General features: G+C 69.4%; 21 protein-coding genes. 11 read left to right on the forward strand and 10 right to left on the reverse strand.

What is annotated here, in order from left to right:
• The first annotated feature begins 95 nt into the window (after window positions 1–95).
• Both SCNU_RS03335 and SCNU_RS03340 read left to right on the forward strand, forming a co-directional pair.
• The gene (locus tag SCNU_RS03335) at window positions 96–1,130 is read left to right on the forward strand and encodes a TIGR03560 family F420-dependent LLM class oxidoreductase (RefSeq protein WP_009677943.1); all 1,035 of its coding nucleotides are present in this window, start codon (window positions 96–98) and stop codon (window positions 1,128–1,130) included.
• A gap of 68 nt (window positions 1,131–1,198) precedes the next feature.
• Window positions 1,199–2,317 carry an adenosine deaminase gene (locus SCNU_RS03340; protein WP_009677944.1) on the forward strand — a complete coding sequence of 373 codons (1,119 nt, stop codon included), beginning with the start codon at window positions 1,199–1,201 and terminating at the stop codon, window positions 2,315–2,317.
• 179 nt (window positions 2,318–2,496) lie between these two features.
• Here SCNU_RS03340 and SCNU_RS03345 read toward each other — a convergent pair whose 3' ends face one another.
• Both SCNU_RS03345 and SCNU_RS03350 read right to left on the reverse strand, forming a co-directional pair.
• Window positions 2,497–3,753, reverse strand: coding sequence for a hypothetical protein (locus SCNU_RS03345; RefSeq protein WP_009677945.1), 1,257 nt, complete (start codon window positions 3,751–3,753; stop codon window positions 2,497–2,499).
• Between the two features lie 91 nt (window positions 3,754–3,844).
• The gene (locus tag SCNU_RS03350; RefSeq protein ID WP_009677946.1) at window positions 3,845–4,138 is read right to left on the reverse strand and encodes a hypothetical protein; all 294 of its coding nucleotides are present in this window, start codon (window positions 4,136–4,138) and stop codon (window positions 3,845–3,847) included.
• A 165-nt stretch (window positions 4,139–4,303) separates the two neighbouring features.
• Between SCNU_RS03350 and SCNU_RS03355 the strand changes: the two genes are divergently transcribed.
• The 3 genes from SCNU_RS03355 (at window position 4,304) to SCNU_RS03365 (ending at window position 7,394) form a co-directional block, all read left to right on the forward strand.
• Entirely contained in the window at window positions 4,304–4,873 is a 570-nt protein-coding gene (locus SCNU_RS03355; protein ID WP_040517562.1) for a sigma-70 family RNA polymerase sigma factor, read from the forward strand.
• A gap of 1 nt (window position 4,874) precedes the next feature.
• The gene (locus SCNU_RS03360) at window positions 4,875–5,579 is read left to right on the forward strand and encodes an anti-sigma factor (RefSeq protein ID WP_009677948.1); all 705 of its coding nucleotides are present in this window, start codon (window positions 4,875–4,877) and stop codon (window positions 5,577–5,579) included.
• A 123-nt stretch (window positions 5,580–5,702) separates the two neighbouring features.
• The gene (locus SCNU_RS03365; RefSeq protein WP_009677949.1) at window positions 5,703–7,394 is read left to right on the forward strand and encodes a cytochrome c biogenesis protein DipZ; all 1,692 of its coding nucleotides are present in this window, start codon (window positions 5,703–5,705) and stop codon (window positions 7,392–7,394) included.
• A 31-nt stretch (window positions 7,395–7,425) separates the two neighbouring features.
• On the opposite strand, the gene SCNU_RS03370 is transcribed toward SCNU_RS03365, so the two are convergent.
• Entirely contained in the window at window positions 7,426–8,367 is a 942-nt protein-coding gene (locus SCNU_RS03370; protein ID WP_040517500.1) for a C40 family peptidase, read from the reverse strand.
• Window positions 8,364–8,687 carry a type VII secretion target gene (locus SCNU_RS03375; RefSeq protein ID WP_009677951.1) on the reverse strand — a complete coding sequence of 108 codons (324 nt, stop codon included), beginning with the start codon at window positions 8,685–8,687 and terminating at the stop codon, window positions 8,364–8,366. The genes SCNU_RS03370 and SCNU_RS03375 overlap by 4 nt, the downstream gene beginning before the upstream one ends.
• A gap of 126 nt (window positions 8,688–8,813) precedes the next feature.
• On the opposite strand from SCNU_RS03375, the gene upp reads away from it, so the two are divergent.
• Both upp and SCNU_RS03385 read left to right on the forward strand, forming a co-directional pair.
• A complete protein-coding gene (gene upp / locus SCNU_RS03380; protein WP_009677952.1) occupies window positions 8,814–9,461 on the forward strand; it encodes a uracil phosphoribosyltransferase in 648 nt (215 codons plus the stop codon).
• A gap of 112 nt (window positions 9,462–9,573) precedes the next feature.
• Entirely contained in the window at window positions 9,574–11,478 is a 1,905-nt protein-coding gene (locus SCNU_RS03385) for an ABC transporter ATP-binding protein (RefSeq protein WP_009677953.1), read from the forward strand.
• A gap of 6 nt (window positions 11,479–11,484) precedes the next feature.
• On the opposite strand, the gene SCNU_RS03390 is transcribed toward SCNU_RS03385, so the two are convergent.
• From SCNU_RS03390 to SCNU_RS03400, 3 genes are read right to left on the reverse strand one after another with little or no spacing between them, the layout of a single operon-like run.
• A complete protein-coding gene (locus SCNU_RS03390) occupies window positions 11,485–12,117 on the reverse strand; it encodes a hypothetical protein (protein WP_009677954.1) in 633 nt (210 codons plus the stop codon).
• Window positions 12,114–13,772, reverse strand: a complete 1,659-nt coding sequence (locus tag SCNU_RS03395; protein ID WP_420795016.1) for a phospho-sugar mutase — start codon at window positions 13,770–13,772, stop codon at window positions 12,114–12,116. Before SCNU_RS03395 ends, SCNU_RS03390 begins: the two co-directional genes overlap by 4 nt.
• The gene (locus SCNU_RS03400; protein ID WP_009677956.1) at window positions 13,681–14,493 is read right to left on the reverse strand and encodes a purine-nucleoside phosphorylase; all 813 of its coding nucleotides are present in this window, start codon (window positions 14,491–14,493) and stop codon (window positions 13,681–13,683) included. The genes SCNU_RS03395 and SCNU_RS03400 overlap by 92 nt, the downstream gene beginning before the upstream one ends.
• A 67-nt stretch (window positions 14,494–14,560) precedes the next feature.
• Here SCNU_RS03400 and SCNU_RS03405 point away from each other — a divergent pair, with 67 nt between their 5' ends.
• Both SCNU_RS03405 and SCNU_RS03410 read left to right on the forward strand, forming a co-directional pair.
• Window positions 14,561–15,256: an enoyl-CoA hydratase/isomerase family protein gene (locus tag SCNU_RS03405; protein WP_009677957.1), complete on the forward strand. Its 696-nt coding sequence runs from the start codon at window positions 14,561–14,563 to the stop codon at window positions 15,254–15,256.
• Window positions 15,253–16,431, forward strand: coding sequence for an amidohydrolase (locus SCNU_RS03410; RefSeq protein WP_009677958.1), 1,179 nt, complete (start codon window positions 15,253–15,255; stop codon window positions 16,429–16,431). The genes SCNU_RS03405 and SCNU_RS03410 overlap by 4 nt, the downstream gene beginning before the upstream one ends.
• 18 nt (window positions 16,432–16,449) lie before the next feature.
• Here SCNU_RS03410 and SCNU_RS03415 read toward each other — a convergent pair whose 3' ends face one another.
• Window positions 16,450–16,941: a gamma-glutamylcyclotransferase family protein gene (locus SCNU_RS03415; RefSeq protein WP_009677959.1), complete on the reverse strand. Its 492-nt coding sequence runs from the start codon at window positions 16,939–16,941 to the stop codon at window positions 16,450–16,452.
• A 121-nt stretch (window positions 16,942–17,062) separates the two neighbouring features.
• On the opposite strand from SCNU_RS03415, the gene SCNU_RS03420 reads away from it, so the two are divergent.
• Entirely contained in the window at window positions 17,063–18,466 is a 1,404-nt protein-coding gene (locus tag SCNU_RS03420) for an NAD(P)H-quinone dehydrogenase (protein WP_009677960.1), read from the forward strand.
• Window positions 18,467–18,526: 60 nt separating this feature from the next.
• Window positions 18,527–19,924 (forward strand): MFS transporter, encoded by a 1,398-nt coding sequence (locus tag SCNU_RS03425; RefSeq protein ID WP_009677961.1) that lies wholly within the window; start codon window positions 18,527–18,529, stop codon window positions 19,922–19,924.
• 71 nt (window positions 19,925–19,995) lie between these two features.
• Here SCNU_RS03425 and SCNU_RS03430 read toward each other — a convergent pair whose 3' ends face one another.
• Both SCNU_RS03430 and SCNU_RS03435 read right to left on the reverse strand, forming a co-directional pair.
• Window positions 19,996–20,481 carry an SRPBCC family protein gene (locus SCNU_RS03430; protein ID WP_009677962.1) on the reverse strand — a complete coding sequence of 162 codons (486 nt, stop codon included), beginning with the start codon at window positions 20,479–20,481 and terminating at the stop codon, window positions 19,996–19,998.
• Between the two features lie 57 nt (window positions 20,482–20,538).
• On the reverse strand, window positions 20,539–20,874 hold the full coding sequence (locus SCNU_RS03435) for an ArsR/SmtB family transcription factor (protein ID WP_009677963.1): 336 nt from the start codon (window positions 20,872–20,874) through the stop codon (window positions 20,539–20,541).
• Window positions 20,875–20,940: the final 66 nt, after the last annotated feature.

Below are 20,940 nucleotides of genomic sequence, written 5' to 3' on the forward strand. Positions count from 1 at the left end.
GGATCCGGGGCGCTGGGCCGCTCCGCCCTTGAGCCTAGTGCCCGGGGAGTGCGAACGCCCGGTGGTGTCGGGCGCCGACCGCTACCTTGGATCGCATGGTCGACAAGCGGATTCGCATCGGATACCAGATTCCCAACTTCAGCTACCCCGATCCACTGGACCCGGCGATCACCGGGCCGGACTCGAACATCTTTCCGACAGTCGCGGCGCAGGTGCGGGAGGCTGAGGCGGCCGGTTTCGACACCGTGTTCGTGATGGACCACTTCTATCAACTGCCCGGGATCGGTGCACCGAGTGAGCCGATGCTGGAGTCGTACACGACGCTCCTCGCCGCCACGCGACGCCTACCGAGCTCGTGCGAGTTCGTGCCGGGAGGACCAGCGGCTGCTCTGGTCACCGGCAACACCTACCGCAACCCCGCGATGCTCGCGAAGACGGTGACCACCCTCGACGTCGTCAGCGGCGGCCGGGCGGTGCTTGCGATCGGTGCCGGGTGGTTCCAACTCGAGCATGATCAGATGGGATTCGAGTTCGGCACTTTCACCGACCGCTTCGAGCGGCTGTCGGAGGCGCTCGAGATCATCTCACCGATGCTGCGCGGCGGGCGGCCCGAACTCGACGGCAAATGGTATCGGGCGCACGGCACCCTGAATCGGCCACGACTGCGCGACGATCTGCCGATCATGCTCGGCGGCGGTGGAGAGAAGAAGACGTTCGGTCTGGCCGCGCGGTACGCCGACCATCTCAACGTGATCTGCAATGCGTCGGAGCTGCCGCGCAAACTCGATGCGCTCGCCGCGCGGTGCGAAGAGACCGGTCGCGACCGCGACACGCTGGAGACGAGCTTCCTGTCGTTCGTGATGATGGACACCGACGGCGACCGGGCGCGGTCGCTCGCACATGACTACCTGCGCAAATCGGGAGTTGATCCCGACACGCTCGACGACGAGACGTACGCCAGGGCCACCGACCGGATGTTCATCGGCACCCCCGACGATGTCGCGGAGCAACTGCAGCGGCGAGTGCTGGATCCCGGAATCGACGGCATCGTCGTCAACATGGTCGCGAACGGTCATGTGCCCGGCCAGGTCACGGAGGCCGGGACCATGCTGAGGGCGCTGCTGAACTGACGCGGCGACGCCGACGACGTGGACCCGCTTGTCGCGCGTTCGCGTCGGATCGGCGCTACCGTCGGGGCATGGCCAGCCCCGTCACGATCACCGCCGACGAGTGCCGATTGGCACCGAAAGTGCTGTTGCACGACCATCTCGACGGTGGCCTGCGACCGTCCACCGTCCTCGACCTGGCCCGGCGGCAGGGGTACGACGCCCTGCCCGCCGACACGGCCGACGACCTGGCCGAGTGGTTTGCGACCGCGGCGGACAGCGGGTCGCTGGAACGCTATCTCGAGACCTTCGCGCACACCGTCGCCGTGATGCAGAGCGCGGGCGCGCTGGAGCGTGTCGCCCGGGAATGCGTCGAGGACCTGCACGCCGACGGCGTGGTCTACGCCGAGGTCCGCTTCGCGCCCGAGCTGCATCTGGAGGCGGGCCTCTCGCTGGACGAGGTGGTCGTCGCGGTGCTCCGGGGATTCGCCTCCGGTGAGGAAGCCGCGGCGGCGTCCGGCCGGCCGATCATCGTCCGCTGCCTCGTGACGGCGATGCGGCATGCGGCACGATCGCGGGAGATCGCGGAACTGGCCGTCCGATTCCGCGGCCGCGGTGTCGTCGGCTTCGACATCGCGGGCGCAGAGGCCGGAAACCCGCCGAGCAGGCACCTCGATGCGTTCGAATACCTCCGTGGCGAGTGCTCGCATTTCACCATTCACGCGGGTGAGGCGTTCGGCCTGCCGTCGATCCATGAAGCCGTCGCCTTCTGCGGCACCGATCGCCTCGGGCATGGCGTGCGCGTGATCGACGACATCGTGCTTCCGGCGGGCGCCGCGCCGACCGATCCGTCGTTCGGCGGCGCGAAGCTGGGCCGGGTGGCCGACTACGTGCGTGACAAGCGGATTCCGCTGGAACTGTGCCCGAGCAGCAACGTGCAGACCGGAGCGGTCGCCTCACTGGCCGACCACCCGTTCAACATCCTCGCGAAACTGCGGTTCCGCGTCACCGTGAACACCGACAACCGGCTGATGAGCAACACGACCATGAGCCGCGAGTTCATGGTTCTGCACCAGCAGTTCGGATACGGCTGGGCCGACTTCGAGCGATTCACCGTCAACGCGATGAAATCGGCGTTCCTCCCGTTCGATGAGCGCCTCCGGCTGATCGACGAGGTGATCAAACCGGGCTTCGCCGTGCTCATGGGGTGATCGGCGGTCTGTCAAGCAGGTCCCGTATTTCCGCAGGTCAGGCGAGAACGAAGCGACTGACGAGATCAAGGCTGTCGTTTGGTGTCTCCTGGTGGCACCAAACGACAGCTTTAGTCCGTCAGTGTGTGGATCTCGTTACGCCGCCGAGGCTACTCGACCACCCGGGGCCCGACGGGTGGCTACCCGCGCTTGACCAGGCGGTCCTCGAAGTCGTGGACCAGCGCGCGCCAGACCTCGGCTTCGTTGTCGAAGGGGCCGGAGGGTGCGAGGCGCTTGGGGTCGGGGTTGACGGCGTAGTCGACGAACCAGCCGAGCGGGGTGGTGGTCGCCAACGCCTCGTTGACGGTGTCGATGCCCGCATAGTCGGCGGCGTCGGTCAGGAGCTCCACGGCGAGATCGAGCTGGTGGCTGTCGACACGGCGGGGTCCGTCGAGGATGTCCTCGCCGATGCCCTGGAGGGCGTAGACGTTCTCCGAGAGGACGTCGAACTCGATCTCGTTCGTGTCGGCGGCGGACTGGACCTCGCTGAACGTCGACAGCTTCGCCAGATCGTGGTCGTCGTTGTCCGCGAGGAATCGGGTCAGCGCACGCTCGGAACCGAAGCCGTACACGGTGCCCTTCTTACCGAGGAACACTGGATCGTCCCCGAGGTAGCACCGCAGCGTCAGGAACTCGCCGCCGTCGGTGTAGATGCGGATCGGGTCGATGCCGACGCCGGCCCAGAAGTCGTCCTCGTCGATCTCGTCCTCGACGTCGTCGTCCTCCTCCGCATCGTCGTCCTCGTCCTCCAGAGGATCGACCGAATCGAACTCCGGCTCGTCCTCGTCCTCGGCCGAGGCGGCGGCTGCCAACTCGTCCTCGGCGACGGTGACCGCGTCGGCGTCGACCTTCGGCACCGTGATGACGTCGTCCAGGGCGTCGATGACGTCGTCCCAGTGCTTGGCGATCAGGCGACCGATGCGCACCCACAGGTCGACGCCGTCGCGACCGGTGAAGTTGTTGGTTCCGACGGTGACGGCGCCGAGGATCGGATTGCCGTTGAAGAACTTGGTGACGGCGGCGAGCTCGCACACCTCACCGATGATGCGGACGATCTCGAGGGCGTCCTCCAGCTCGGCGAGGACCTCGGGACGAGGATCCTCCGCGGCCAGTTCGGGCACACCGATGAGGTCGTAGCTGTGCTTGTCGTCGGGCACCAGCTCGGACGCCTGCAGCTTCTTGATCGTCTCCCACGCGGGGTGGTCGACGAGGTCGTTGTCGTCGTCGGTGCGGACGAACGCCGTCAGTTCGGCGACGCCGGGAAGGGCGTAGAGGTCGTCGTCGAGACCGAGGAACGCTTCCCACTCGTCATCGCCCTCGCGCCACCGCGGAGCCCACAGTGTGAAGAGGTTGCCTTCGGTCAGTCCGAGTTCGATGGGAACGATGTCACCGGCCATGGTCACAGAGCCTAATCAAGTTCGTCCGAGCCTGCTGCACGGGGCCGGGGATCGAGTGTCGCCCGGTCCGCGCAGCCGGCCCGACGAACCGTCAGCGGCCGGTCATCGCATCGGTCGGCCCGGTCATCGCGTCACTGGTCGGAGAGCCCGTCATTCCGCTGTTCGGCGGAGTCATGTCCGGGTTCTTCATGTCGGATGAGTGAGGCGTCATCATGTCCGGGTTCTTCATGTCGGATGAGTGAGGCGCCATCATGTCCGAGCTCTGCATGACAGACGAGTGCGGCGCTTCCGGCTTCGGGTCGCCGCATGCGGACAGGAGCACGGTCAGCGCTCCGGCTGCGACGATGGCGGCGGCAGCGGTGCGCCGGGTGGTCAGCGAAATCATGGGATCCCCTTCGTCAGATGTGACCACGCCTTCGGTGGCCCTCACTGAACGGTTCGGAGCAGCGGCCCGTGTGGATGGGTTCGATCCGTTCCCGGCCGAACCTCACTGGCACGCTCGGCGGAGACCAATCCGTGACGCGCGCGGTGTCGAATGGTTGGTGTGGACATGACGAATCAGCGGGTGGCGGTCGACTCGGCGGTGTCGCTCGACGATCTGCTCGTGGCGGTCGGCGGCGGTGATCGTGACGCGTTCGGCGCGCTCTTCGACGAACTCGGCCCGCGGACCCTGGCACTGGCGCATCGGGTGGTCGGCAGCAGGGCCCGCGGCGAGGAGGTCCTGCAGGAGGCGTGGCTGCAGGTGTGGCGCACCGCGGCCGCCTATGACCGTGATCGCGGCAGCGCGCGCGCCTGGATCACCACGCTCGTGCACCGCCGGGCGGTCGACACAGTCCGTCACGATGTCGCCGAACACCGCCGCGACCAGCGATTCGAGTCTGCCCGGGAGCCGGATTTCGACTCGGTCAGCGATGACGTCGTCGCCCGCGACGAGCACTTGCGGGTGCGCGGCTGTCTGAACACGCTGACCGACAAACAGCGAGAGGCGATCGACCGCGCCTATTTCGGGGGGCTGACCTATGCGGAGGTCGCGTCGGTGCTCGCCGTGAATCCGGCGACGGTGAAGACCCGGATCCGCGACGGACTGCAGCGGCTCCGCGCGTGCATGGGAGGCAAGTGAGATGACAGAGACACGTCACCGTTCCGACGAGCACGTCGACGATCTGCTGCCGCTCTATGCCCTCGATGCCTTGGACGAGATCCAATCACGGCGGGTCCGCGAGCACCTGCTCGTCTGCATCGGCTGCGCCGGGGAATATGCGGTCTGGGCGGAGCGCGCCGCTGATCTGAACACATCCGCCGAGCCGGTACCCGACAGCGTTCGCGCGCGGCTGATGGACGCCGTCGACCGGGAGTCCGGGGATCAGCGAGGCCCGCGGCGGTGGACGCGATGGGCGGCTGCGGCGTGCATCGTGATGGCGGCGGGGGCGGGGGGAGCCGTGGCGTGGCATGTGGTGACCGGTCACGCACAGACCGTCGAACAGAGCGCCGACGGGGCGATGCGCGACGTCCTGGCGGCACCGGACATGCAGAAGTCGACGGGCACGTTGGGCGCGGGGAATGTCGCCGCGATGTATTCGCCCTCGCAGCGGGCGACCGTCGTCACCGTCGAGGATCTGCCGCCGACGGAGCAGGCGATGGGATATCAGGTGTGGATCTCCGTCGACGGCCGGATGAAGTCCGCGGGGGTGGTCCCCGCCGATGATCGGTCGAGCGTGGTGATGACCGACATGGGTCGGCCCGCGGGCGTGTCGCTCTCGGTGGAGCCGATGAGTGGATCGCCGGAACCGACGTCGCCGATGGTCGTTCAGGTGCCCATGCCGTAGGTCGGAGCACGGTCCGGTCAGGATCTGCGATTCGTCGACGGCCCCGGCAATCCGGAGCGCAGCCGGCGCCGAATCACGGATGAGGGCCGGGAAGACGGTCCACGGACGACAGGGAGCCCGGCGATGCTGACGATGATTCTGGTGGGACTGGCCGGTGGTCTGGTGACCGGGGTGTCCCCGTGCGTGCTGCCGATGATCCCGGTCATCTTCATCACCGGCGGCTCGTCGGCCGACGAGGGACGGGTGCGGCCGGGCTATGGCCGGGCGCTCGCGATCATCGTCGGCATCGTGGTCAGCTTCAGCCTCATCACTCTGCTCGGCACGCTGGTGCTCGCGGCGCTGGGCCTGCCCAGCGGCCTGTTGCGGTGGACCGGCATCGTGCTGCTGGTCCTCATCGGACTCGGGATGCTGATCCCGTCGGTGGCTCATGCGCTGGAACGGCCGTTCGCGCGGCTGCCGGGATGGACGCCGAACGGCAAGGGCGGGCGATTCGGACCGTTTCTGCTGGGGCTGGGCCTCGGCACGCTCTATGTTCCGTGTGCCGGTCCGGTGCTCGCGGCGATCTCGGTGGCGGGTGCGACCGGTGACATCGGCTGGCGCACCGTGGTCCTCACCGTGTCGTTCGCGATCGGCGCGGCGATTCCGCTGCTGGTATTCGCCGTTGCCGGAGCCTCGCTCACCAGGAGGCTGGCCGCCTACCGCGACCGGCAGCGCACCATTCGCGCGGTCGGCGGGGTGATCCTGATCGGTCTCGCGGTGGCCCTCGTGTTCGACGCGCCGGCGCGACTGCAGGCCGCCATTCCGTCGTACACGGCGTCGGTGGACCGGGCTCTCGCGCAATCGGACACGGTCAATCGCGCGCTCGGCCGGTCCGTCGGAGGGGCAGCGGCGTGCACGGGAGGCGGGGGTCTCGCCGACTGCGGGCCCGCGCCGGACCTCACCGGGGGCGGGCGCTGGTTCAACACGCCCGGTGACGCCCCGCTCACCGTCACGGGCCTCCGCGGCCATGTCGTCCTGGTCGACTTCTGGACGTACTCGTGCATCAACTGCCTGCGCGACGGGCCGCACGTCCGCGCGTGGTGGAACACCTATCGGGGTTCCGGGCTGGAGGTGGTCGGCGTCCACACCCCGGAGTTCGCGTTCGAGAAGGACGCGGGCAACGTCGCCGCCGCCATCGGTGACGAACGCATCTCGTACCCCGTGGTCCAGGACAACGACTACGCCGTCTGGAACGCCTTCGGAAATCGCTATTGGCCGGCGAAGTATCTGATCGACGCGCACGGTGTGATCCGGGCCGTGTCGTACGGGGAAGGCGGATACGCCGAGATGGAGCAGCGGATCCGGACGCTCCTGCACGAATCCGCGCCCGACGCGGCATTGCCCGCACCGACCAGCGGCGCCGCAGACGCCCCGACCGCCGCCGGACCCATCTCGCCGGAGATGTACCTGTCGGCATCGCGCTCGGCAGGCGCGTACAGCGGCGGCACGTTGACAGCGGGTACGCATGACTACTCGTTCGCCCCCGATCAACAGGCCGACACGTATGCCCTCGCCGGCCGGTTCGACGTCACCGACGAGTCGGTACGGGCCGAGGACGGTGCGCGGATTCGGCTCGACAGCACGGCGTCGTCGGTGAATGCCGTGCTCGGCGGGAACGGACGCGCGGTGGTGCACGTCGACGGCCTGCCCGACCGAGTCGTCGACGTGTCCGGACCGCCGCGGCTTCACAACCTCGCCGCGGGCGACTACCGGCATCGCGTGGTGACGCTCGAGCTCAGCGCGGGCGTCGACGCGTACACCTTCACATTCGGGTGATCCGCGCGCCTCGACGGCCGTGATCGCACCGTCAGCGCGGCCGGTAGAAACCTTCGAACGTCTGGTCGGCGTTGGTCGTGCGCAGCGGGGTGACGCCGACCGGATCTCCTCCGGTCTCCACCAGTTGGCCGTTTCCGATGTACATCGCGACGTGACCGGACCAGACCGCGAGGTCTCCGGGCTGAAGGTCGGCCTGCGCCACCTCGAATCCGGCCGTGTCCTGCTCCTGCGCCAGACGGGGCAGCTCCAACCCGGCCTGGCGGTAGGCCCATTGAGTGAACCCGCTGCAATCGAAGCCGTCGGTGGTGGTGCCGCCCCACACATACGGCGTGCCCTGCACGCTGAGTGCGGCACGGACAGCCTTCGCCGCACGCTCGTTGGGTGCATAGCTCACCGATCCGTCCGGCAGAGTCACCGGGATGCGCCCGCCCGTCGGGCCCGTCGGACCCGACGACGGGCCGCCCGCGGGCAACGCGGCCTCGGCGTCGGCCTCGTGTCGGCCGAGCTCCTCGGCGTCGCCGGACAGTGCGGTCTGCGCACGCTGGACCACCTGCACTCCGCGAGCCAGGTGGTCCAGCGCGAGGGGGACCAGGACCGCCAGGCCCGCCGGGGAGGCCACCGCCGGGATCGTGGCCGCGGCGGCGGCGAAGGACTCGATGAGTCCGTTGAGTTCGCCGTTGGCGGCTTTGACCCGGCCGGCCGCGGTCTCCACGATCGCCGCGATCTCGGTCCCCGACGTGGCGACCGAGTCGTCGGCCGCCGACAGCTGCCGCGCGGTCTCCGACGCTTGATCGCCGCCGGCGCCGTGCCACCCCGCCGTCGCTGCCTGCACGCTCTGTCGGGACAGAGTTGACGCGTGATCGAGTGACGCCTGGGTGTCGGTGTAGACGGTGGTCGTGCCCGGCGGGAGCACGCCGGTCCCGAGGGTGGCCACCAGCGCCTTGAGCGGAGCGACCAGCATGGCCGCGCTCATGCGGGCACTCCGGTGAGCTCGCATGCACCGGTCGCGTCGCAGCAGTCGTACGAGTTGCTCGCGCTGCGGGTGCGGTCGGCGGTGCCCGCGTGCTGTTCGGCCAAGGTGTCCAGTCGATTCGCTCGGGCCGACTCCAACCGATTCAGCGCGCCGAGGAACTCGGCGCCGATGAGGCCGAACGTCGGCGCCAGCGCCGACGTGTCGATCCGTTCGGCGGTCGACCGGGCGGCGACCGATCGGGCCGCGGCGGCCTGAGTTGCGGCGACGGCGTGCGTCGCACCGGAATCGATGGTGACCGGTCTGCCGGATTGCGCGTTCATACCAGTTTGGACGCAGGGGATCGCTGATCGGTTCCGTCGACGTCGGCCCGGCGTGTCGGGGCGGTCGTCCGGCGATGAGCAGCGAATCGGGCGAGCACTGTCCGAGGTCGACCGTACGATGATTCCATGACCGACACCGCCACGTCCGGCCTGCAGATCCGCGTCGTCGACCATCCGCTCACGCGTGCCTGGCTCGCGGTGCTCCGGGACGAGTCCACGCCGAATTCGGCGTTCCGCGATGCGCTCGCGCGGCTGGCCCAGATGCTGGTCTACGAGGCGTTCGCTGCGGCCCCCGAGCGGGCGATCGAGGTGCGAACACCCGTCGGTCTGGCACCGTGCGCGACCCTGGCTCAGCCCCCGTTGTTCGTGCCGGTGCTCCGCGCCGGACTGGGGATGCTCGACGCCGCCATCGCGAGCGTGCCCGACGCCGCCATCGGATTCGTCGGAGTGGCGCGAGACGAGCGGACCGCGCGGCCGAGCGAGTACCTCGCGTCGTTGCCGGACGATCTGACCGGTCGGCCCGTCTGCGTCCTCGATCCGATGCTGGCGACCGGCGGGTCACTGGTGCACACCCTGGACCTGCTGACCGCTCGCGGCGCCACCGACATCACTGCGATCTGCGTGGTCGGCGCGCCGGAGGGTCTCGAGGCACTCCGTGCGTGGGGGCGCCCGCTGCGCCTGGTGATCGGCGCCGTCGACGACCACCTGAACGACGCGAAGTTCATCGTCCCCGGACTCGGCGACGCGGGCGATCGGCAGTTCGGGCCGCGCTGACCGCCCGTCGTCGGGGCGATCGGCTTGACATGAAGTGCACTTGATGAAGTCAACTCGACGACATGAGAACTGTTGCAGCCGAAGCCACCGACGGGGGTGATCGCCAGTGAGCATGGAATCGGTGGCGTGGGATGTCATGTACAAGTCGATGCACGCATCGGATGCGCAGGCGATGCGCGCCGATCGTCGCGCGACCCTCCGCCGCATCGGAGGATTCGCGCGCCCGCACCGTCGGCGAATCATCATCTTCCTGGTCCTGTCCATCATCACCGCGGTCCTGACCGTCGTCACCCCGCTGCTCGCGGGGCGGGTGGTGAACCTGATCAACTCGGAGAGCCCGTCGGCCGGACGGGAGATCGTGGTCCTCGCGCTGCTGATCGCGTTGATCGCGGTCGCCGAGGCGGCCGCGTCGATCGGCACGCGCTGGCTGTCGTCGAACATCGGTGAGGGGCTGATCTTCGACCTGCGCCGCGCGGTCTTCGATCACGTGCAGCGGATGCCGGTCGCGTTCTTCACCAGGACCCGGACGGGCGCTCTGGTGAGTCGACTGAACAACGATGTGATCGGCGCGCAACGCGCGTTCAGCGACACGCTGTCGGGCGTGGTCTCCAATGTCGTGACGCTGGTGCTGACCCTCGGCGTCATGTTCGCCATCAGTTGGCAGATCACGATCCTGGCGCTGATCCTGCTGCCCGTGTTCGTGATTCCCGCACGGCGCATGGGCCGGCGGATGGCCGGGCTGGCACGGGAGAGCGCCGACCACAACGCCCGGATGTCGACCCAGATGACGGAGCGGTTCTCCGCCCCGGGCGCCACCTTGGTGAAGCTCTTCGGTCGTCCCGCCATCGAATCGAAGGAGTTCGGCGACCGCGCGGATGCGGTTCGGGACATCGGCGTTCGTCAGGCGATGCTGCAGAGCTACTTCTACACCGCGCTCATGCTCGTCTCCGCGCTCGCGCTGGCGCTGGTGTACGGGCTCGGCGGCTGGCTGGCGGTGCACCAGCACCTGTCGGCCGGTGCCGTGGTCTCGCTGGCGTTGCTGCTGACTCGGATGTACGCCCCGCTGACCGCCCTCGCCAACGCCCGGGTCGAGGTGATGAGCGCGCTGGTCAGCTTCGAGCGAGTCTTCGAGGTGCTCGATCTGCCGCCGCTGATCGTCGACCGGCCCGACGCACGGGAGGTCCCGAATATCGGCACGGGCGTCGCCGTCCGCTTCGACGACGTGTCCTTCGCGTATCCGGCGGCCGACAAGGTGTCGTTGGCCTCGCTGGAGGAGGTGGCGCAGCTCGACTCGCGCGAGAGCGGCGCCGTCCTGCACGGCGTGGACCTCGACGTCCCGGCCGGGTCGATGGTCGCGCTCGTCGGCAGTTCCGGCGCGGGCAAGTCGACGATCGCGTCCTTGGCGACCCGCCTGTACGACGTCGACGAGGGCAGCGTCTCGCTCAACGGCGTCGATGTCCGTGACCTGACGGCCGAATCGATGCATCGGACGGTCGGACTCGTGACGCAGGACGGGCACCTCTTCCACGACACCGTCGCCGCCAATCTGCGCCTCGCGCGACCGGACGCCGCCGACGAGGATCTGTGGGCGGCGTTGCGACGGGCGCGTCTGGAGGACCTGATCCGCTCACTGCCCAACGGTCTCGACACCGTCGTGGGCGAGCGGGGATACCGGCTGTCGGGCGGCGAGCGTCAGCGGCTGACGATCGCCCGGCTGCTGCTGGCGCGCCCGTCCGTGGTGATTCTCGACGAGGCGACCGCTCACCTCGACTCGACGTCGGAGGCCGCGGTGTCCGAGGCCCTGGCCGAGGCGCTCGCCGGGCGGACGTCGCTGGTCATCGCACATCGCCTGTCCACGGTGCGGGCCGCCGACGAGATCGTCGTGCTGGAAGCCGGACGAGTGGTGGAGCGAGGCGACCATCAGACTCTCTTGGCGTCGGGCGGTCGATACGCCGAGCTCTACCGGACTCAGTTCGCCGGACCTGCGCCCGCAGGGGCGCCGGACGTCGTCGCATGACGCGGGTCAGCCCACCCAGCTCGCGATCATCGGCTCGACGGTCACCGTGGCGCCGCCCTGCCGGATGGTCAGCGAACTCGGTGTGACGACGTAGTCGACGTCGGCGTTGGTCGCGACGAAGGTGTCGCCGCTGCGCGTCGGGTAGCCGACCTCGACGGTGTTCCCGTCCGCCTCGCCCTTGTAGTAGTAGCGGCCGGTCTGCGAACCGACCTGGCAGATCACCACCTGTGAGCGATCCGTGTAACCGACGAACACCGCATCGTCCTCGGCGGCGTTGCAGCGCGGCCCGTTCAGGAAGCCCTGACGATCGGCCCCCGGCACGGTGACCGGACCCGATCCGGAGCCGGTGGTCGTCGTCGGGGCCGCAGTGGTGGGCTGCACCGTGACGGTCGCCGGCGGCGCGCCCGTCTGCGTCTGGGTGACGGTCGCCGGAGGCGGGCTGGGCGCGGCGGTCGTGGACGCGGTGTCGTTCTTCCGGTTCTGCGAGTACACGATCGCCACCGTGACCCCGGCGATCAGCACGATCACACCGGCGATGAGGGCGATGAGCACGGCGGGCGACGACCACGGCGACGGACGCTTGGGCGGCTGCGGCCCCGACGGCTGATACCCCGGATCGGGGTACTGCTGGTAGCTCATCGACCGCACTCCTCCCCGCGCGGTCCTGACGGCAATTCCGCCAGGACCTCGGCCAGCAACTGCGACAACCGATGCCGCACGGTGCTGACGCTACCCGCCGCCGGTGGTGCGCTCACCTGTCCGTAGAACTTCAGCTTGGGCTCGGTGCCGCTCGGCCGCACGAACACCCGGACGGCGACACCGTCGGCGCCGGACCCGGTCAACTCGACGCCGTCGGTCCGCAGCCCGTCGGTCCGGGCGGCGTAGTCGACCGCGGTCACCGGAATCCCGCCGAGCGTGCGCGGCGGCGATGACCGCAGATCCGCCATGATCGCCGCGATGTCCGCGGGATCGTCGAGGCGGAGCGATCGGGGTGCGGTGAGGTGCACCCCGCATTCTCGATGCAGGGCGTCGAGAGCTGCGACGAGACCGCCCCGGTCCGACCACCGCGAGGCGAGGAATGCGCACGCGATCGCCGCACTGACCCCGTCCTTGTCGCGGACGGCGTGCGGGTCGACGCAGTGTCCGAGCGCCTCCTCGTAGGCGTAGACGAGTGGTTCGCCCGCGCGGACGAGCCACTTGAATCCGGTCAGGGTGCGGCGGGCGTCCGCACCGCGGCGCAGTGCGGCCGCGTGCAGCAATGTCCCGGACACGATGGAGCTCGCGATCACCGTGGGCGGGCCTCCCGGGCCGACTCGGTCGAGCACCCCGACACCCAGCAGTGCGCCGGTCTCATCGCCGGTCAGCATCCGCCAGCCGTCGACGTCGCGGACGCCGACGGCGCACCGGTCGGCGTCGGGGTCGAGTGCCACGGCTAGATCGGCGTCGGTCCGGTCGGCGAGTGCGAGCAGCCGGTCCGTCGCGCCCGGCTCCTCCGGGTTCGGGAACGCGACCGTGGGGAAGTCGGGATCTGGACGGAACTGCTCGTCGACCACCCGGACGTCGTCGAATCCGCACCGGGAGAACGCCCGGAGCGCGAGGTCGCCGCCGACACCGTGCATCGGGGTGAGGGCGATCCGCAACGGGTGGGCCGCGTCGCCCGCGAACCGCTCGGTCAACCGCGACAGGTATCCGTCGGCGACTGCGGCGGCGCGCGGATCGGGCTCCACCTCCAGCCGTGGGACGGTCGCGGCCGGACCAACTGCAGTGATGGCGGCCTCGATCTCGCGGTCGGCGGGGCTCACGAGCTGTGCACCCGCCGCGGCGTCCCGACCGTCTCGGGCGCCGCCCAGGTACACCTTGTATCCGTTGTCGCGCGCCGGGTTGTGCGATGCGGTGATCATCACGCCGGCCGCGGCCCGCAGATGCCGCGTCGCGAAGGCGACGAGCGGGGTCGGACCCGGATCCGGGAGTGCGATCACATCGAATCCCTTCGCCGCCAACACTTCTCGCGTCGCGGCGGCGAAGTCCTCGGATCCGTGCCGGGCGTCCCGCCCGACGACGATCGGCGCCCCCGTGGCGCCCTCGGTGATCAGCCAGTCGGCGAGACCCGCTGTTGCGCGGGTGACCGTCTCCACGTTCATCCCGTCCGGACCGGGCTGGACGGGTCCGCGGAGACCGGCCGTCCCGAACGTCAGCACCGGATCACCGGGTGGGGACGGCCGCGATGAGCGAGGCGAGCAGCCCACCCATCCGTGCGGCGGATTCGCGTCCGACCGCCAGGACCTCGGCGTGATCGAGTGGCGCCCCGGTGATGCCCGCGGCCAGATTCGTGACGAGCGAGAGCCCGAGCACGTCGACGCCGGCAGCTCGGGCGGCGATGGTCTCGTGCACCGTCGACATGCCGACGAGATCGGCACCCATCGTCGCGAGCATGCGGATCTCGGCCGGTGTCTCGTACTGCGGACCCGGTAGACCCGCGTACACCCCTTCGGCGAGATCGGGATCCACCCGGCGAGCGGCCGCACGGAGTGCGGGACTGTACGCGTCGACCATGTTGACGAAGTGCGCGCCGTCGAGAGGGGAGCGGCCCGTGAGATTGAGCTGATCGGCGATCAGGACGGGCTGCCCCACCTCGAAACCGGGCCGGATCCCGCCCGCGGCGTTGGTCAGCACGATCGTGCGGGCGCCGGCCGCCGCGGCGGTCCGGACGGGGTGCACCACGCGGGCGAGCGGGTGGCCCTCGTACGCGTGGATCCGACCGAGCAGCACGAGGACCCGGGTGTCTCCGAGCCGGATCGACTGCACGGTCCCGGCGTGCCCCTGCGCGGACGGCGTGCCGAATCCCGGGACGTCGGCCATCGACAGCTCGGCCAGCGGGTCGCCGAGTGCGGCAGCGGCCGGTGCCCAACCCGAACCCAGGATCACCGCGACATCGTGCCGGGCACAGTCGGTCTCGGCGGCGATGGTGGCAGCGGCGGCAGCGGCCGCGGCGTGGTGATCGACAGTGGGATCCATGAACCAACCCTAAATCGGATCACCCTTGCCTGCTCCTCGGGTGGTGCGCGGCGATAAGGTTTCTGCCATGCCGTACTTGACTGTTACCGAAGACGCCGCCGAGCTCTACCTGGGCACCGAGGGCATGGAGCTCGACGAAGCGAACCCGGAGAATCGTTTCGGGCGCGAGTGGATCGCCCGGGTCGCCGAGCTGACCGAGGAGGCGGTGGCGGCGAAGAAGCCGCTGATCATCAGTGCCACCGGCAAGTTCTTCAGCAACGGTCTGGACACCGACTACCTGTTCTCGGGGGCGGAGCCGCTCCCCAGTTACCTCGACGCCGTGCACGCGCTGTACGCCACGGTGGTGTCCGCGGCGACGCCGACCATCGCGGCGATCAACGGACACGCGTTCGGCGCGGGCGCGATGCTCGCCCTGTGTGCGGACCATCGGATCATGCGCTCGGATCGTGGGTTCTGGTCGCTTCCCGAAGCGGCCCTGAACATGCCGTTCCCACGTGGCATGGCCGGGCTGCTCCGCACCCGGATTCCCGACGCCACCCTCACCGAGGCGATGCTGACCTCACGCCGCTACGGTGCCGCCGACGCCGTCTCCGGCGGAATCATCGAGGAAGCGGTCGAGGCCGATCGTCTGCTCGACCGCGCGCGCGAAGTCGCCCGCGAACGTGCCGGCTTCGCCGGTGACAACCTCGGGGCCATCAAGCGGGCCCTGCGGTTGCCGCTGCTCGAGGATCTGAACGCACCGACGCCCGCGACGTTGCTGTGAGTTCGCCCGTGATCGACGCCTGGCTGGCCGCCAATCTGGGACGCGTGGTCGCCTGGCGGCGCGAGATCCACGCGGAGCCGGAGCTCTCGATGGCCGAGTTCGCCACCACCGCCAAGGTGGTGCAGATCCTGAGTGACGCGGGACTCGCTCCGAAGGTGCTGCCGAAGGGGACCGGCGTGGTCTGCGACCTCGGCCCCGCCGACAAACCGCGGATCGGGCTGCGTGCCGACCTCGACGGTCTGCCGATCCCGGAGCAGACCGGGCTGCCGTTCACCTCGCGAGTCGAGGGCGTGTCGCACTCGTGCGGCCACGACGCCCACGCGGCGATCCTGCTCGGCACCGGTCTGCTGCTGTCGGAGTACGAGAACGCGGGCCACGACCTCCCGTTCGGGGTGCGACTGCTGTTCCAGGCGGCCGAGGAGGTGATGCCCGGCGGCGCGCTGGATGCGATCGACGCCGGTGTCACCGACGGTCTGACCCGGATGTTCGCGCTGCACTGCGATCCGCATCTCGCCGCGGGCACCGTCGGTCTGCGGGCGGGAGCCCTGACTTCGGCCGCAGACCGGGTCGAGGTCCATCTGCGCGGCCCCGGCGGTCACACCTCGCGGCCGCATCTGACCGCGGACCTCGTGTATGCGATGGGCACCGTGATCACCGGGCTTCCGGGGTTTCTGTCCCGTCGGGTCGACCCGCGGTCGGGCACCGTGATGGCATGGGGCGCGGCGCATTCGGGTGACGCGCCGAATGCGATTCCGCAGGAGGGGCGTCTGCGCGGGACGGTCCGAACCGGTGATCGCGACGTCTGGCAGGACCTGGAGCCGCTGGTCCGGAGCATCATCGGGGAACTGGTGGCGCCGCTCGGCGTGACCTACGACCTCACGTATGTCCGCGGTGTCCCGCCGGTCGTCAACGACGCCGACAGCGTCTCGATGCTGCGTCGATCGGTGGAGGCGATCGGTCCGGCCGCGGCCGTCGACACTCCGCAGTCGCCCGGCGGCGAGGATTTCGCGTGGTACCTCGAGTCCGTTCCCGGCGCGATGGCGCGACTCGGCGTCTGGACCGGCGCGGGGCAGCAGTGCGACCTCCACCAGCCGAACTTCGACATCGACGAACGTGCGCTCGGGATCGGCATCGCGACGCTCGCGGGCGTGGTGCTCGGCGGCGAGTTGGACTGAGCCCGGGCGCGGGGGAGCTCAGCCCTCGTTGTCCATCGGTTCCTCGGGGCCGGGACCCACATTGCGCGCCTCGTGGAGACGCAGCCGCTCAACGTACTCCGACGGCGCGCCCGCGACCTCCGCCGCGTCGGCCATCACGCCGAGGTAGCGCGCCGACGGCAGTCCGCCCTCGAACCCGTCGATCACGTACAGCCAGGCCAGCACCGGCCCGTCAGCGGTGTCGACGCGTGCACGGACCTTGCGGTGGACGCCGAGTTCGGTGCCCTCCCAGCGGTCCAGATTCTTCTCGTCCTCGGGCGTGACATCGTACAGCACGACGAACACCCGGGCGTCCGGGTCGCGTCGATCCTCGGTGACGGTGGCCAGGGATCCCTCCCAGCCGATGTCGTCCCCGGCGAAGGTGAGGCGCCAGCCTGTCAGCCAGCCGGTCGACGACATCGGGGAGTGCGGCGCCCGCTCCAGCATCTGGGCGGGGTCCATGTTCGACGCGTAGGCGGCATAGATCGGCACGTCGCCAGCCTATTCGCTCGGCACCCGATGAGGAACACCGGTCCGTCGGCAGGGCATGAGCGCCGGACACGGGATAGGTTTGTTCAGGGAGTGGATTCATGCGGGTGAAGGAGTGTGCACAGTGGCGAAGATCGTGATCATCGGTGGTGGCCCGGCGGGCTACGAGGCGGCGCTGACCGGCGCGGCCTACGGCGCGGACATCACGGTGATCGATTCCGACGGAATCGGCGGTGCCTGTGTGCTCTGGGACTGCGTTCCGTCGAAGACCTTCATCGCATCCACCGGGATTCGCACCGAGGTCCGGCGTGCCGTCGACCTCGGTGTGAACATCTCCACCGACCAGGCGATGGTGACGCTGCCGCAGATTCACCAGCGGGTGAAGGACCTCGCCTTCGCGCAGTCGGCGGACATCCGGTCGCGACTGATCAGCGAGGGCGTCCGAATCATCAGTGGAACTGCGCAGTTGGGGGAGACGCAGCCGGGCATCGGGGCGCATGAGGTGATCGCGACGCTCGCCGACGGCAGCACCGAGATGTTTGAGAGCGACGTCGTGCTGATCGCGACCGGCGCTTCGCCGCGCATCCTGCCGACGGCACAGCCCGACGGTGAGCGCATCCTCAACTGGCGCCAGCTGTACGACCTCACGGAGCTCCCCGAGCACCTGGTGATCGTGGGTTCGGGCGTCACCGGCGCCGAGTTCGCTCACGCCTACACCGAGCTCGGGGTGAAGGTGACGCTGGTGTCGAGTCGCGACCGCGTGCTGCCGCATGAGGACGAGGACGCCGCCCGCGTGCTGGAGGAGGCGTTCTCCGAGCGAGGCGTCACGCTGATCAAGTACGCGCGCGCCGACCGCGTGACCCGCGACGAGACGTCCGCGACGGTCCATCTGGCCGACGGCAAGGAGGTGACCGGGTCTCACGTGCTGATGACCGTCGGCTCGGTCCCGAACACGGACTCGCTCGGCCTCGACGCCGCGGGCGTCGCGACCGATCGCGGCGGGTACATCACCGTCGATCGCGTCTCCCGGACCTCGGTTCCCGGCGTCTACGCGGCCGGAGACTGCACAGGTGTGCTGCCGCTGGCCTCCGTCGCCGCGATGCAGGGTCGGATCGCGATGTATCACGCGCTCGGTGAGGGAGTGAGTCCCATCCGGCTCAAGACGGTCGCGTCGGCCATCTTCACGCGGCCGGAGATCGCGAACGTCGGCGTATCCCAGAAAGCGATCGACGCGGGCGAGTATCCGGCGCGCACCGTGATGCTGCCGCTGTCGACCAACCCGCGCGCCAAGATGAGCGGGCTCCGCCGCGGTTTCGTGAAGATCTTCTGCCGTCCGGCGACCGGCGTCGTGATCGGTGGCGTGGTGGTCGCACCGAACGCGTCGGAGCTGATCCTGCCGATTGCGATCGCGGTGGAGAACAAGCTTCAGGTCTCCGAGATCGCGCACACCTTCTCGGTGTACCCGTCGCTGTCGGGCTCGATCACCGAGGCCGCACGGCAGCTGGTCCGGCACGACGATCTGGATTGAGCGTTCGGCGGGCCGCCGGCCTGAGGCGAGCGGCAGCTACGACGACGTGAGGTTCGACCGATGAGCACCTGGCGCGAGCTTCTGGGCCGCGAGCACCGGGCACCGATGATCGTGATGGCCGGCGGTGTCGCGTTGTTCGCCATCAACGTCTACCTCACCACGTCGCTGCTGCCGAGCGCCGTCGCCGACATCGGCGGCGAAGACCTGTACGCGTGGACGATGACGGTCTTCCTCGTGGTGTCGGTGATCTCGTCGATGCTGGTCAGCCGGTGGCTGTCGCGTTTCGGGGCACGGCGGTCGTATGTGTTCGCGTTCGCCCTGTTCGCCGCGGGAACGGTAGTCGCGGGCGCGTCGCCGACGATGACCGTGATGCTGGTCGGCAGGGCGCTTCAAGGGTTCGGTGCGGGACTTCTCGGCGGCCTCGGGTTCTCGGTGATCCGCCTGGTGCTGCCGCCGAGTCTGTGGCAGCGGTCGATCGCGTTGATGTCGGCGATGTGGGGCGTCGGGAACTTCGTCGGTCCGGTGGTCGGTGGATTCTTCGCCCAGATCCACTTCTGGCGCGGTGCGTTCGGGCTGCTCGCGCTGTTCGCCGCCGGTCTCATCGCACTGACGCTCCGCGCCCTCCCCGCGCGCGGCACCTCGACGGAGCCGGCAGGCCCGGTGCCGTGGGTGTCGTTGACTCTGTTGACGGTCGCCGTCGGGGCGGTCAGCGTCGCATCGCTGGTGCACGGTGGCGTCACGTGGATCCTGATGTCGGTCGCGGCCATCGGCGGTGCGGCGTTCATCGTCTGGGAGCGCCGCGCGTCGTCCCGGGTGCTCCCGGAGATGACGTACCGCGGCCGGTCGCCGCTGCGGTGGATCTATCTCGCCATCGTGGTGCTCGCGGCGGTCTCGACGATCGAGACCTTCCTGCCGCTGTTCGGTCAGCGGATCGGCGGACTCGGACCGCTCGCCGCAGGGTTCCTGGGCGCGGCCATCTCGTGGGGGTGGACGGTCGCATCCATCTCCGCGAGCGGCATCGACGGCGAGCGCGGACGTCGCGCGGTCAGGCTCGCCGGACCGCTGGTGCTCGGGATCGGACTGATCCTCTACGGCGTCCTGCAGATGCGCGATCCGTCCGTCGGTGTGATCGTCGCCTGGTATGGCGTGCTGTTCTTCGGCGGTTGCGGCATCGGTATGGCGATGGCGCACTGGTTCACCGCAGGACTGCGAGTCACCGATGACGAGGTCCAGGCCGCGCAGGCGTCGGCCGGACTGAACACCAGCCAGCTGATCGCGAACGCGAGCGGGTCGGCGCTCGCGGGTCTGTTGGTCTCGCTCGGCGGCCCGGACATCGTCGGATCCGCACGCACGCTCAGCTTCGGATTCGCGGCGCTCGCCTTCTGCGGCATCGCCGTGGCGCTGCGGGAGTTCACCGTCGCACGACGGTGGCGTGCCGCGGCGGCAGAGCACGGATGAGAGTCCCCGCTCAGCGGCGGCCTGCTCCGGTGGAGCGGTGCCTGTGCTGAGCGGGGAACCCTATCCGCGGATCACGCGGCGAGCAGCTCGTCGATCTGGTTGATTGCGGCGGTCGAGCCCTCGACCACACCCATCTCGAGCACCTTCTGCAGGCCCTCGGCGCTCTCGAAGACGCCGGTGTAGACCGCGCGGGTGCCGCCGTCGATCGGCTCGAAGCGGTAGTTGTTCTTCGACACCGGCATGTCGTCGACCGGGTTGAGATCGGCATCGGCGAAGCCGTCCTGGAAGGTGAACGACGTGGTCGGATCGATCGCCTCGAAGCGCCACCAGCCGCCGAACTTCTCCCCTTCGGGGCTGGTCATGTAGTACTTCGAATGGCCGCCGACGACGAAGTCGTGCTGGACGAAGGTCGCCGGGAACTGCGGCGGGCCCCACACCTTCTCGAGCTGGCGCGGGTTCGCGTAGACCTCCCAGACGCGCTCCACCGGGGCGCTGAACTCGGCGGTGATGGTCAGGGTGAGGGCGTCGGTGTCAGTGGTGACGTCGATGACAGGCATGTCGGTTCCTTTCGGGGGCTGAGCCGCGGCGCGGCACAGGGTCGGGGTGGTGGTCGGTCATTCGGTATCGGGATCGGCGAGCAGGTCGTCGACCCGGGCGATCCGCCCGCGCCAGATCTGCTCGATGTCCGCGAGCATTGCGGTCACCGATCGGACTGCCGTCACGTCGCCGGACGCCAGTTGTTGTCGGCCCGACCGTCGTTTGACGAGCAGGCCGGCGCGCTCGAGCACTGCCACATGCTTCTGCACAGCGGCGAAGCTCATGTCGTAGTTCTCTGCCAGCGCGGTGACCGAGTGCTCGCCGGCGAGCACTCGACGCAGGATGTCGCGACGGGTGCGATCGGAGAGGGCGTGGAACAGTGCGTCTGCCCGGTCCTCGTCGATGTCGGTCACATTTCAAACATACAACCACTTGGTTGTATGTCAATGGTCTCGGAGAGAAATCTGGCCGCTCCCGTG

It is taken from the genome of Gordonia neofelifaecis NRRL B-59395 (assembly GCF_000192435.1).
Lineage (GTDB): Bacteria > Actinomycetota > Actinomycetes > Mycobacteriales > Mycobacteriaceae > Gordonia > Gordonia neofelifaecis.

Bases quoted from the DNA above. Each gene is read 5' to 3' on its own strand.
- SCNU_RS03335 (WP_009677943.1), top strand. From the start codon at position 96: ATGGTCGACAAGCGGATTCGCATCGGATACCAGATTCCCAACTTCAGC.
- SCNU_RS03340 (WP_009677944.1), top strand. From the start codon at position 1,199: ATGGCCAGCCCCGTCACGATCACCGCCGACGAGTGCCGATTGGCACCG.
- SCNU_RS03345 (WP_009677945.1), bottom strand. From the start codon at position 3,753: ATGGCCGGTGACATCGTTCCCATCGAACTCGGACTGACCGAAGGCAAC.
- SCNU_RS03350 (WP_009677946.1), bottom strand. From the start codon at position 4,138: ATGATTTCGCTGACCACCCGGCGCACCGCTGCCGCCGCCATCGTCGCA.
- SCNU_RS03355 (WP_040517562.1), top strand. From the start codon at position 4,304: ATGACGAATCAGCGGGTGGCGGTCGACTCGGCGGTGTCGCTCGACGAT.
- SCNU_RS03360 (WP_009677948.1), top strand. From the start codon at position 4,875: ATGACAGAGACACGTCACCGTTCCGACGAGCACGTCGACGATCTGCTG.
- SCNU_RS03365 (WP_009677949.1), top strand. From the start codon at position 5,703: ATGCTGACGATGATTCTGGTGGGACTGGCCGGTGGTCTGGTGACCGGG.
- SCNU_RS03370 (WP_040517500.1), bottom strand. From the start codon at position 8,367: ATGAGCGCGGCCATGCTGGTCGCTCCGCTCAAGGCGCTGGTGGCCACC.
- SCNU_RS03375 (WP_009677951.1), bottom strand. From the start codon at position 8,687: ATGAACGCGCAATCCGGCAGACCGGTCACCATCGATTCCGGTGCGACG.
- upp (WP_009677952.1), top strand. From the start codon at position 8,814: ATGACCGACACCGCCACGTCCGGCCTGCAGATCCGCGTCGTCGACCAT.
- SCNU_RS03385 (WP_009677953.1), top strand. From the start codon at position 9,574: ATGGAATCGGTGGCGTGGGATGTCATGTACAAGTCGATGCACGCATCG.
- SCNU_RS03390 (WP_009677954.1), bottom strand. From the start codon at position 12,117: ATGAGCTACCAGCAGTACCCCGATCCGGGGTATCAGCCGTCGGGGCCG.
- SCNU_RS03400 (WP_009677956.1), bottom strand. From the start codon at position 14,493: ATGGATCCCACTGTCGATCACCACGCCGCGGCCGCTGCCGCCGCTGCC.
- SCNU_RS03405 (WP_009677957.1), top strand. From the start codon at position 14,561: ATGCCGTACTTGACTGTTACCGAAGACGCCGCCGAGCTCTACCTGGGC.
- SCNU_RS03425 (WP_009677961.1), top strand. From the start codon at position 18,527: ATGAGCACCTGGCGCGAGCTTCTGGGCCGCGAGCACCGGGCACCGATG.
- SCNU_RS03430 (WP_009677962.1), bottom strand. From the start codon at position 20,481: ATGCCTGTCATCGACGTCACCACTGACACCGACGCCCTCACCCTGACC.